Origin of the sequence: Solibacillus sp. FSL R5-0691, assembly GCF_037974225.1 — a bacterium.
Lineage (GTDB): Bacteria > Bacillota > Bacilli > Bacillales_A > Planococcaceae > Solibacillus.
Map to the genome: position 1 here is coordinate 715,398 of NZ_CP150231.1, position 13,174 is coordinate 728,571.

Consider the following 13,174-nt stretch of genomic DNA (forward strand, 5'->3'; position numbering starts at 1 on the left):
AGAAAGAAATAGAAGTGAGGTGGGAATGGTGACGTTACGAGTTATTACAGGACGGGCAGGTACGGGGAAAACAACATTGATTCACCGTGAGATTGTCGATGATTTAAAAACAAATATATTTGGACATCCAATTTTTATATTAGTTCCTGACCAAATGTCGTTTTCAACGGAATATGAGCTGACAACGAAATATGACATTGAAGGAATGATGCGTGCACAGGTTATGACATTCAAAAGGCTTGCCTGGTTTGTGCTGCAAAATGAAGGCGGTATTGCCCACGAACGTATTGACGGCACAGGGTACCGCATGCTGTTAAGACGTATTTTGGAAGAGCATCAGGAAGAGTTTCTACTATTTAAACGTGCGGCGGGTAAACCCGGTTTTACAAAAGAAGTCGAGCAGATTTTAAAGGAATTCAGTCAATATCATATCGATGTAGAAACAATCGACCCGCTGATCGATTCATTAAAAGTAAACGGTGCAAGTGAAGTGCTGCTTCATAAATTGCATGATTTGAATATCATTTTAAAGCAGCTGCATGAGCGCATCGGGACAGAATATATTGATGGCGATGGCTACTTCCCGCTTTTAATTGAGCGTATTCCGAAGATGGAAAGCTTGCGCAATACCCATATCTATCTGGATGGGTTTGTTTCATTTAATGGACAGGAATTTGCCATTTTAAAAGAGCTTCTTATTTATGCAAAGCGTGTCACAATCGTGCTCCCGATGGAAGACCCGCAAATGGATTTACTGGAAGGTTCCGTGTTTTACCGCGCAGCGATGACATATGACAAAATAAAGAATGAACTGCAAAAATTACGATTCGAACGTGGAATTGATATTGAAGAGGAGCCGCGTGTTCATTTAGAAGTAAATTACCGTGCGACAAATCGGGACTTGCTGCATATTGAACATTGCTTCGACAAAATTACCGATAAACCAGTCAAATCAATGGGCCATGCGAAAATATTAGAAGGTGTAAACCCGCGCGCAGAAGTGCAAAGTATTGCCCAGGAAATTAAACAGCTCGTTCTGGAAAAGGGGCTGCGCTATAAAGATATCGGGATAATGTATCGCCAGGCGGATGTATACGATGCGATTATCGGTACGACCTTTACCCAATACGAAATTCCGTTTTTCTCAAATGAGAAGCGGGCGATGCTTTACCACCCATTGATCGAATTCAGTCGATCTGTACTGGAGATTATTACGACGAACTGGAAATACGAGCCGGTTTTCAGAAGCATTAAAACCGATCTGTTTTTCCCTTATGGAGCAAATTTGGTTTCAATGCGGGACAGAGCAGATATTTTGGAAAACTTCGTCATCGCAAAGGGGATTGTTCATGATCGCTGGATGAAAGATGAGGTATGGCATTATCGCCGTTTTAAATCGCTGGAAAAAGTGAATGCAGTTCAGACAGAAGACGAACTGGAGCATGAGCAGCTTTTAAAATCCGTACGTGACTTAATCCGGGAACCGGTATTGGCGTTGCACAACCGGTTGAAAGGCAAAAAAACAGGCCGTGAAATAGTAGTGGCACTGTATGAGTTTATGGAACAGCTTGATATTTATAAGAAACTGCTGAAAATGCAGGAGCAAGAAGAGCAGGCCGATTCACTCCATCAGTCATTGGAGCATGAACAAGCCTGGAATAGCTGGATTCATATTTTAGAGCAATTTGACTTAATGTTTGGCGATAAAATTATGCCATTGGAAGAAGTCGCACAGATTTTGGATGAAGGCTTTGAAACACTAGAGTTTGCAAGTGTACCGCCGACATTGGATGAAGTGACCGTTTCAACTGTCGAGTTTGCGCGTTTTGATAATAAAAAGGCGATTTTTGTCATTGGTGTTAACGACGGGGTATACCCGATGCGTATGGAAGCAGGAGGGCTGCTTTCTGATGACGAGCGAGAAACATTTGAGAAAATTGATGTGGAATTGGCACCGGGTATAAAAAGCCGACTTCTGCAGGAAAGTTTCCTGTTTTACCGTGCGATTTCTTCATCGACCGACTATTTATATATTACGTATGCAAATGCAGATGAGGAAAGTAAAAGCAAGCTACCTTCACTTTATATTAACCGACTGCACAGCATGTTTGAAATTACCGAAAACCAAGGTACTTCAGAGGAAAAAACGGTTCGTACAATGCCGCATCGTCAAATTGCGATGGATCCGCTTGATGAGCTTCATAAAGATCATGTGCTCAATTATTTACAGCATCCGTCACCGGCAATCGGCTTCTTAATGACCCAGCTGAAGCAGGCGCAGCACGAGCGACGTCCGCTTACGGAAGAATGGGCGGCGTTAAAAGCATTTTACGAACGGGAACCGCGCTGGAAAGATGTGCTGAATGTCGTGGAAAAACCTTTATACACGACGAATGAAGCAGAACCGCTAACGGAAGACATAGCGACAGCATTGTATGGGGAAGACTTTTTGGCAAGTGTATCGCGTATTGAACGCTTTTACAGCTGTCCGTATTCACATTTTGTGTCCTATGGGCTGAAACTGCAGGAACGGACGGAATTCAAGCTGGAAACATTTGCGATGGGGGATCTGTTCCATGAGGCAATCCGGACGATTTTATCCGAGAAAGAGTCCTCGATTCCGCTTACGACATATGTAGCATGCTATAAAAAGGCGGATGAAACGATTTCTAAACTGGCGGATTACTTCTCGTACAGTATTTTAAAAAGCAGTCACCGCTTTGAATATATTAAAACGAAACTTGTAAAAATCGTGGCACGTACAATTTATGCGCTTATTAATCAAAGTGAGCTGTCGAAGTTCAAAGCGATTGCCCATGAAAAGCCGTTTGGGAAACGCGACGACAAAAATACGGAACAGGATGACCGTAATCCGCTGGAAGCACTGAAAATTGATCTGGAACATAACCGGAAAATGTATGTGCGCGGGCAAATTGACCGGATTGATGCATATAAGGATGCGGAAAATCTGTATTTGCGTGTGATCGATTATAAATCAAGCGGACGCAAGCTTGATTTTACAGAAGTATATAACGGGATTTCGCTGCAGCTGTTGACGTATTTAGATGTAGCGATGAAAAATATCCCGATTATCGCACGGGAAGGGAAGTTCATCCAGGACTTATCGGAGCTGGAGAATATTATTGTGCAGGCCGCGGGAATGTTCTACCTGCATGTGCACAATCCGCTCATTCCGACAGAAGACTATGAGCAGTATGACCGTGTGGAAAATCTGCGTCAGGAAAAGTTCAAATTGAGCGGCTATATGGTAAAAGATGTGGAAGTGGCGCAATTGATGGACCAGTCACTCGAGCCGAGTAAATCGTCAATTATCGTACCGGCCGCGTTTAAAAGCGGAGACAACCCGGAATTTAACAGCCGCTCCTCAAAAGTAATTGAACAGGAACAGATGGAAAACCTGCAGGAGTTCGTACACTATAAATTCCGTCAGGCAGGAAATGAAATTTACCGCGGGAATACGGAAATTAAGCCGTACAGCCTCGGTAATCAAAAGGCTTGTACGTATTGCAGTTTTAAATCGGTTTGCCAGTTCGACCAGTCGGAAACAGGCAACAGTTTCAATGAAATTAAGAAACAGCCGGAACAGGAAGTATTTGAAAACATTAAAAAGGTGGTATGTGCAGATGACAATTCCAGCGAAGCCGAGTGATGTTCAATGGACAGATGTGCAGTGGAAAGCCATCTACGCATCCGGTCATGACATATTAGTATCGGCAGCGGCCGGTTCAGGGAAAACAGCGGTATTGATCGAGCGACTGATCCAAAAGATATTGGCGCCTGAAGATAAGCGGATTGATGTGGATGAGCTGCTCGTTGTAACGTTTACAAATGCATCGGCTGCGGAAATGCGTAACCGGATGGCGGAAGCGCTTGAAAAGGAACTTGCCCAAAATCCGAACAACCATTTTCTGCGCCGTCAATTAAGTTTATTGAACAAAGCGCAAATCTCAACACTGCATTCTTTCTGCTTATCAATTTGCCGTGAATATGCATACACGATTGATCTGGACCCGGGCTTCCGTCTGGCAAGTACAGAAGAAGCTTCGTTATTGCAAGATGATGTACTGATGGATGTGCTTGAAAAGGCATACCGGGGTGATATGGAAACATTGTTTACGAAAGAGGAGCTATACACATTAGTCGACAGCTTTGCCTCTGACCGCAGTGACCAGGCAATTGAACTGTTGCTGCAGGAAATGTATAAAGTGTCGCGTGTTCAGCCAAACCCGTATGAATGGCTGCGCGCATTGCCCGAGAAATACGATATCGATCCGGAAAGTCCGATTGATGAGTTGGGTATTGCGAAGGAAGTGCGTCCGTTTATAATCGGGAGTCTGAAAGAAATTGCCACACGGCTTGAAAAAGGATTGCAAATCGTGACCGTTACACCTGCTTTAGAGAAAAACAAGCCATTGTTTGAAGCGGAATATACAGGGGTTAAGCATGTACTTGAAGCGATGGAGGAAGGTTCATGGGAACAGGCATATGAGCTGATCCCTGCAGTTGAGTTCGGTCGGATCAAGCCTTTGACGAAAAAGGATACAGAGGAAGATAAGCAAACTTATGCGGTAGCGAAAAATCATCGTGATACGGCAAAAGAAATGCTTACGGATTTAAAGGAAACATTTTTTGCGCGTCATCCTAAGTTGTATGTTCAGGAAATGGCGGCGACAAAGCCGATTTTGGAAACACTCGTGAAACTGACGATTGAATACAGTGAAGCGTTTAAAAAAGCGAAGCAAGAGCGCGGCCTGCTTGATTTTTCGGATTTGGAGCATTATGCGCTGGAGATTTTGACAGATGAAGAAAGCACGTCAAATCCACCCCAGCCGTCCGATGTGGCATTGAATTTCCAGAAGCGTTTCAAAGAAGTGCTTGTCGATGAATATCAGGATGTCAATTTCTTACAGGAAACAATTTTGCAGCTTGTGAAAAACGGCGGCGAACAGGATGGGAATATGTTCATGGTCGGCGATGTGAAACAAAGTATATACGCATTCCGTCTTGCAGAACCGCGCCTTTTCCTTGATAAATATAAGCGATTTGAAGAGGACCCGTCCGGCACAGGAATGAAAATTGACTTAAATGCCAATTTCCGCAGTCGTTCGGAAGTGCTGGAAGGTACGAACTATGTATTTGAGCAAATCATGGATGAAGAAGTCGGCGAGATTGCATACGATGAACAGGCAAAACTTAAATTCGGGGCGAGCTATGATGAGCAGCAAGTACCGATTGAATTAGTCCTGCTGGAAGGTGATTCAAAGGCGCAAACCATTCCGGGAAGCGAAGACGGTTCCGAGGAAGAAAGCATCAGCGCAGCACAGCAGGAAGCACGCTACATTATTCAGCGCATCCGTGATTTAGTCGATCATGGTGGCCAAGTGTACAATCCGAAAACAAAATCGATGCGTCCTGTCAGCTACCGCGATATTGTCGTATTGATGCGTTCTCGCACATGGTATACGACATTTGCGGAGGAATTCAAATTGGCCGGTCTGCCGCTTTATGCCGAAACGGATGGCGGTTATTTTGAATCGCTTGAAGTAATGATTATGATCAACACATTAAAAGTTATCGACAATCCGTATCAGGATATTCCGCTCGCTTCTGTACTGCGTGCACCGTTTATCGGATTAACGGAAAACGAACTGGCGAAAATCCGTTTAATTAACGGGAAAGTCCCTTTTTATGAGGCATTAAAGCAGTATAAAGAAGAAGCAGCGGGTGACATGCCAATCGAAACAGAGGCAAAGCTTGATAAGTTCTTTACGCTGCATCAGAAATGGCGCCAGTTCTCCCGTCACGGGGCATTGGCCGATTTAGTATGGCATGTGTATTTAGATACGAATTATTATGAAATGGTCGGAGCGATGGCGAACGGCAAGCAGCGCCAGGCGAACTTGCGGGCATTGCATGACCGTGCATTAAGCTATGAAAAATCATCCTTCCGCGGATTGTTCCGCTTCCTGCGATTTATCGACCGGATGAGTTCACGCGGAGATGATTTAGGAATTGCGAAATCGACGAGTGAAGCCGATGATGTCGTCACATTACTTACAATCCACAAATCAAAAGGATTGGAATATCCAGTCGTATTTGTAGCGGGGATGAGCCGTACATTCAATACAAAAGATTTAGGCAGCCGTTATATTTTCGATCAGGATTTCGGTTTGGCGATAAAATCGGTGAATCCGGATTTAAATATCATTTCGACATCGTTACCGCACTTATATGTGAAGGAAAAAAAGCTCGCGAAAATGAAGGCAGAGGAAATGCGCGTCTTATACGTAGCGATGACCCGTGCGAAAGAGCGCCTCATTTTAGTCGGCTCGATTAAAGACTGGGAAAAGCAGAAGGAAGAATGGGCATTTTATCAGGAATTGGAGGAGACAGTGCTCCCGGCTTATATTCGTTCAAAAGCGAACAGCTATTTAAGCTGGGTCGGTCCGGCTGTTGCACGCCATAACGATTTCCTGTTTGCCAATTACGGTTATTCGAATGAAGCGGCAACAACAGAAAAATGGACAGTACGTATCATTCCGAACTATGATTACTTGCTTGCCAATGAAGCGGAAACGGTGGAACACGAAGTGGTTGAACAGACCGTGAATGAAGATCTGGTTCAGCTCTTGGCGAAACGCTTCACAACACCGTATCCCTATGCAAATGCAGTAACGAAGAAATCAAAGACATCGGTATCGGAGCAAAAACGTCTTGAAAGTTTGCAGCGTATGGAAGAAGAGCAACTTTACAATATGGAAGCGAAGCGTTATGTAAAAACCGATGTACCAAGCTTTATGCTGAAAGGGAAAAAAGAACGGAAGCTTTCGGCAACCGAAGTCGGTACAGCTGTACATGCCGCTATGCAGCATATCCCGCAGCAAGGGTTTGCATCAATTGAAGAGACGGAAAGTTATATCCAGTCGCTTGTAGAACGTAAGCTGTTGCAGCAAATTGAAGCAGATGCCGTTTCAGCGGAAAAAGTATTTGCCTTTTTCCAAACAGAGGTCGGTGAGCGTTTTAAAAAAGCGAAGCAAGTATTAAGAGAAGAGCCGTTTACACTTAGTTTGAAAGATGAGGAAGGAGATGCCCAAATTGTACAGGGTGTCATCGACTGCATTTTTGAAGATGAACATGGTAACTGGGTGCTTCTTGATTATAAGACGGATTATATCGAACAGTATTTATTAGGCGATTTTGAGAAAATTAAACAAAAAATGACAAAGTCGTACCAAATTCAATTAAACTATTATCAGCATGCTGTCCAATCAATTAAGCGCATTGAAATAAATGAACGCATTTTATATTTATACAGTATTGGACAAGAAGTGAAAATAGATTAGGGGGATTGACGGTGGATTTTCGCCCAGTAGGTACGAACGAACGTGTTGCAACACTTGATATATTGCGCGGGGTAAGTTTACTCGGCATTTTATTGGTGAATATGTTCGGATTTTATTTACCGATGCCGCATATTGCGGATTTGAGCAGCTGGTTTAATGAAGTTCAGGATATAGTACTCCAGCAGCTTTTGGATATTTATGTGCAAAGCAGCTTTTATCCGTTATTTTCTATGCTGTTCGGGTATGGATTAGCGATGCAATATATAAAAGCAAATAAGACGGGGACAGATTTTTACCGGTTTGCGCCGAAGCGTCTAATATTATTATTTTGCATCGGGATGTTTCATGCGATTGTCATTTGGTGGGGCGATATTTTGGCAACATACGCATTTTGTGGAGTGTTTTTAATTGCACTAATTCGTGTGAAGGCAAAATGGCTCCTGCTTGTGGCAGTTGCGGTGAATGCTTTGTATCATGGTTTCAACTTAAGTTTATATGTCGCGGCAGATTTTTTTAACGCATCAACGGATAGTTTCTCTGTCGATATTGAAGCAATTCAAAGTGCCTTAACTGCATACGGTATCGGAAACTGGATGGATACATTCATGCAGCGTCTTGATGACTTATCAATTCAGATGAGTGTCATGATGTGGATTTCGTCTCTATTTACGATATTACCCTATATGCTGTTTGGTGCGGCACTTGCCAAATGGCGTTTGATCGAGAGGGCAAGAGAAAAAATCATCATATGGGTGATTTTAGCTGTTGCTGGTATTGGCGGCGGAATTTATATGAAGAGTTTGCCGATAGCCGGTGATCAAACACTAGGCAATGAATACTTGCAAGTTTATATCGGAGGTCCATTATTGGCGATTGGTTATATGGCGGTGATTACATTGCTGACACAATTGCCGTTCATTGTAAAACTGCTGTCTCCGATTGCGAAGGCTGGCCGTATGTCTCTTACGCTCTATCTGATGCAGTCTGTTATTTGTACGGTCCTGTTCTACAATTGGGGCTTTGGTTTATACGGGAAAGTGGATGTGCAAATGGGCATTTATATGGCGGTTGGAATTTTCGTTATCCAAGTATTAATTGCGGAAATCTACTTCTCGAAATATAAACAAGGGCCGATTGAAGCATTGCTGAAAAGATTTACTTACGGTAAACCTGCGAAACGTGAATCGTGAACAAAGAATGCGGTACTGTACAAAATTTTATGCACCGAACACTTAGTTTTACGAATTAAGTCCCTTTTTGTCAGAAAAGTAAGGTAATTGTTTATGTTTTAATGTATGATGTAAAAAAACAGAAGGAGTGCTCCACGTTATGAAATTGTTATCATTTAAAGTAAACGAACAAGTAAAGTTTGGCCCAAAAGTGAAAAAAGAAGAGGCAGTTTGGGATGTAATCGAAATCCAAAACCAACTTAATGTACTAAAAGACTTTCCGAAAACAATTATTGACGGGATTGCACATGGCTACGAATTTGTTGAGCAAGTTCGTAAATTAGTAGAGGCAGCTCAAAATCATGAAGATGGCGCTCAATTTAAACTGGCTTATTCTGATATTGAATGGCTGTCGCCAGTTCCTCGTACACCGAAAAATATTTTATGTGTTGGTAAAAATTACAGTGATCATGCCCGTGAAATGGGTGCAGAAAAGGCACCAGAACATATCGTTGTCTTTACGAAGTCGCCAACTGCAATTGCGCCGGATGAATCGACATTACCTGTGCATGCAGATGTGACGGATTCCCTGGATTATGAAGGGGAGTTGGCTGTAGTAATCGGCAAGCGCGGAAAAAATGTTCCGAAAGCAATGGCTTTTGACTATGTGTTCGGTTATACAATTGCCAATGACATTACAGCGCGTGATGCACAGGAGAAACATAAACAATTCTTCTTAGGCAAAAGCTTGGAAGGCAGCTGTCCGATGGGGCCGTATTTAGTTACGAAAGATGAAATTCCTGATCCGCATGCATTATCTATTGTGACGAAAGTTAATGGTGAAGTACGCCAAAATGGATCGACGAAGGATATGCTGTTCTCAGTTTCGGAAATTATCGAGACCGTTTCAAAATATGTAACACTTGAGCCGGGCGATGTTATTTTAACAGGTACGCCGGCTGGAGTTGGAAAAGGGATGAACCCGCCTCAATTCTTAAAAGCAGGCGATGAAGTGAAAATTGCAATTGAAGGAATCGGGACTTTAGCAAACCGATTTGCTTAATAGTTTTATAATGAGGGATTACTAGTTTCCGATATTAATAGGCAGTAGATTTTCAGAATGAAGGAAAATCTACTGCCTTTTTTGCATAGAAATTTAGCTTTTTTATGAAAACTCATTGAACTTGGAAGATTCAATTGAATTTATAGGGCTTTACATGGTAGGATATGCCTGTAGAGAAAAATAGAAGAGGTGGAAGATTCGTGGATTTCTTAACTAGTACGACACATTTGCACATTACGACTTGGGCAATCGCATTAATACTATTCTTTATTGCTGCATTATCCGGTAAAAAGTTGAAAGCAGTACACATGATCTTACGTTTAATGTATATTTTAGTAATCGTTACAGGATTGTCTTTATTCCTTGAGTGGCGCGATAAAATTTCTGAAAGCGGCATGAACTATGATATGAAAGTATTATTTGGTATTTTAGTAATCGGCTTTATGGAAATGGTATTAGTACGCAAAAGCAAAGGCAAATCTGTCAATATGTTCTGGGTACTGTTCAGTATCGTTCTATTAATTACATTATACTTAGGCTTAAGCATGGGTATCGGTGTAAACTTCTAATAAAGATTGAAGCGTGTTAAAAGTTGAAGTTGCTTTTTACACGCTTTTTTGTATGGAGAAGGGTGGATTCTACTTTTACGGGGAAACGTTCTACTTATGTAGTGTTTTGTTCTACTTTAGGGGAGAGACGTTCTACTTTATAGAGGAAAGGTTCTACCTTTCCGTTTCCTCTTTCCACATTTTATCCTGAAAGTTCTAATAGCTCCGGGTGTTCTACATTCAGATGTATTCGTTCTACTTTTGAGGAGAGATGTTCTACATTAGGTCGTGAGTGTTCTACTTTCCTGGCCCAACGTTCTACATGTTATCTCCAAAGTTCTAATATCCCAGCAGCTTCTACATTCGCCACTAATCGTTCTACTTATGTGGAGAATTGTTTCACATTAGATCCAGGTTGTTCTACTTTCCCAATCAATCTTTCCACATTTCATCCTGACAGTTCTAATAAAACACACCGTGCTGTCAATTCCAAACCATATCAAACAATCTATACACATTTCTGACACGTATTTGTCGAATTTCCTATAAATAACTATTTAAGGTAGCTACGTTTATATCTTTTTTGGTAAAATGACGATGGACTGTATATGAAAGAGAGGGAAATGAATGGGATTTAATAAATGGTTTCGTACATTAGCTGCGGGTGTGCTGCTTTCGACTTCATTGTCAGTTGCTGCTGTTGCAAATGCGGAAGAGCGTACGATTGCAGATGAAAGTATATATGATGTTTTAGTGGACCGTTTCTTTAACGGTACCGGTAAAAATGATGATGATACAGTAAATGCGCAAGACCCGGCGATGTTTGCAGGCGGGGATTTCAATGGATTGCTGAAGAAAATCGATTATGTAGCAAATATGGGCTATACAATGCTGTCAATTGGCTCTGTATTTGAGACTGAAAAATATGATGGCTCGATGCCGACGAGCTATACAATGTTTGACCACCGTTTTGGTACAGCCGATGAATTTAAAAAAATGGTCGAGGCTTATCAAAAACGCAATGTTAAAATGATGGTGGATTTCCCGATTTCCAATGTGAGTCCAAACCATGAACTTGCAGAAAAACAAGGATTTGTGGCATCTGAAAATGATGGAAAAATCCAATGGGACTTAACGAATGAAGAAGTACAGAATGAGCTGATCAACAGTGCTGTACAATTTGTAAATACATATAAACTAGACGGGGTTCGATTGACGAATATTGAACAAGCCGATACTGCTTTTTTAAATCGCTTTATCGAGCAGTTAAAAGCAGCAGGTGCCTATGTAATTGCGAATGCAGAAAGTGACGCTGATTTTGACGCGAAATTTTATAGTGATACAGCTGCTAACTTCACGAATGCATTTAAAAATGTTGATTTAAATACAACGGTACTGGAGCCCCATATCGAGGAAATGCTATCGGGAACGCCGGTTTTATCGATGACCGATACAATCTGGTCGGACCGCTTTACATTAGCGGCAACAGAGGAAGGCATGTATCCGCCGACACGCAGTAAAATTTCCATTGCGAGCACGCTATTACTTCCTGGTGTGCCGGTCGTACAATATGGATCTGAAATTGCGATGAACGGGAAAGCCGGTGTTGAAGCGCACCAGTACTACAATTTTAAAACGGATTCGGAATTAGCCGATTATGTCGGAAAGCTTCAGTCATTGCGAAATGATTCCGATACTTTGCGTAACGGGGAATTTAAATGGCTTGAAAATGAAGACGGTTATGTTGTATTTGAACGCAAATCCGATAAGGAAACATGGATTGTTGTCATTAATAATAGTAGTAAAACAAAACGTGTGCATATTCCGGTCGCTGAGCTAGGTGAGGGAAAAGAAGTTCGCGGGATGTTCAACAGTGAAATCATCCGTGAAAATAAGGATGGCAATTATACCATTATTTTAGACCGTGAGATGGTGGAAGTGTACCAGGTGATTGAAGCGCGTGGTATTAACACATCTTACATTGTGGCACTTGGATTAGTCGTTGTGCTGTACACAGCATTTATGATAGCGATTATGAAGCGCGGGAAAAAGCGTCGTGCCGAGAGTTCAGCACAATAGTAAAAAAGCCTGGAGAAGCAGACACTATGCTTTTCCAGGCTTTTTCTAGTTTATTATAGTTTTAAGCGGTCCTGCAGGAATTTCCCGATGCCGTCTTCATTGTTCGATAACGTAATTTCATTGGCGATAGATTTTAAATCGTCGATACCGTTACTCATCGCAACGCCAACGCCGGCATATTCAATCATTTCCATGTCGTTGTCCTCATCGCCAAATGCAATGATACGATCGCGCGGAATGCCCATTTCTTTTGCAATATAGTCGATGCCTACTGCTTTACTCAACCCTTTATGAACAATTTCAATAATCGGGAATGGCGCTCCCCAACGGCGATGCTCAATCAGTTCAGCATGAACATCCTGTAAATGTTGGCGGATGATCGGTGTATTTACATCATCGGCTTGAATAAGCAAACTTGTCGGGTCTTCCTTTAATATATCTTTTAGATCGCCGGTTAAAATAGTCGGGTTGCCCATATGCAGCAACTGAAGCACACCTTCGTCTTCACGATGGAGATATACGTCATCCATCACTTCGGCGATTAAGTTATCATATTCATATTTATGAACGGATTCTACAACATCGTGGACTACACTCAAATCCACTGTTGTATGAATGGGTTTCCACATTGGATTTTTAGGATGGTGGATGAGGGCTCCGTTGAAATTGACAATCGGAGTTGTTAAACTCAGCTCCTGATAATAAAGCTGACTCGCACGATACGGACGTCCTGTCGCAATCATCACCTGATGACCAGCTTCTTTTGCTTTCAACAAAGTTTCCTTTGTCAGCGCAGAAATCTTTTTCTCGTCCGTCAATAAAGTGCCGTCTAAATCTAATACAATTAAATGTTCGTTCATAAGAGTAAGCCTCCTTTAGCCTGGGTATAATTGTAACGTGCAAAAATAGCATTCGTCAAAGTTTTGAAACATCGACCAATTTTTGCTAATG

At 42.1% G+C, this 13,174-nt stretch carries 7 protein-coding genes; 6 read left to right on the plus strand and 1 reads right to left on the minus strand.

Features of this window, described 5'->3' with window-relative positions; translation table 11 throughout:
- Positions 1-25: 25 nt before the first annotated feature.
- The 6 genes from addB (at position 26) to MKY51_RS03420 (ending at position 12,223) form a co-directional block, all read left to right on the plus strand.
- The gene (addB, locus tag MKY51_RS03395) at positions 26-3,670 is read left to right on the plus strand and encodes a helicase-exonuclease AddAB subunit AddB (protein WP_339175297.1); all 3,645 of its coding nucleotides are present in this window, start codon (positions 26-28) and stop codon (positions 3,668-3,670) included.
- Positions 3,645-7,364, plus strand: coding sequence for a helicase-exonuclease AddAB subunit AddA (gene addA, locus MKY51_RS03400; protein WP_339175298.1), 3,720 nt, complete (start codon positions 3,645-3,647; stop codon positions 7,362-7,364). The genes addB and addA overlap by 26 nt, the downstream gene beginning before the upstream one ends.
- 11 nt (positions 7,365-7,375) lie before the next feature.
- Positions 7,376-8,554, plus strand: a complete 1,179-nt coding sequence (locus tag MKY51_RS03405; protein WP_339175299.1) for a DUF418 domain-containing protein — start codon at positions 7,376-7,378, stop codon at positions 8,552-8,554.
- Between the two features lie 139 nt (positions 8,555-8,693).
- Positions 8,694-9,596, plus strand: a complete 903-nt coding sequence (locus tag MKY51_RS03410) for a fumarylacetoacetate hydrolase family protein (protein ID WP_339175301.1) — start codon at positions 8,694-8,696, stop codon at positions 9,594-9,596.
- A gap of 200 nt (positions 9,597-9,796) precedes the next feature.
- Positions 9,797-10,165: a YisL family protein gene (locus tag MKY51_RS03415; RefSeq protein WP_339175303.1), complete on the plus strand. Its 369-nt coding sequence runs from the start codon at positions 9,797-9,799 to the stop codon at positions 10,163-10,165.
- Positions 10,166-10,771: 606 nt separating this feature from the next.
- Entirely contained in the window at positions 10,772-12,223 is a 1,452-nt protein-coding gene (locus MKY51_RS03420; RefSeq protein WP_339175304.1) for an alpha-amylase family glycosyl hydrolase, read from the plus strand.
- Between the two features lie 53 nt (positions 12,224-12,276).
- On the opposite strand, the gene MKY51_RS03425 is transcribed toward MKY51_RS03420, so the two are convergent.
- Positions 12,277-13,083 carry a Cof-type HAD-IIB family hydrolase gene (locus MKY51_RS03425; RefSeq protein ID WP_339175305.1) on the minus strand — a complete coding sequence of 269 codons (807 nt, stop codon included), beginning with the start codon at positions 13,081-13,083 and terminating at the stop codon, positions 12,277-12,279.
- Between the last annotated feature and the right edge of the window lie 91 nt (positions 13,084-13,174).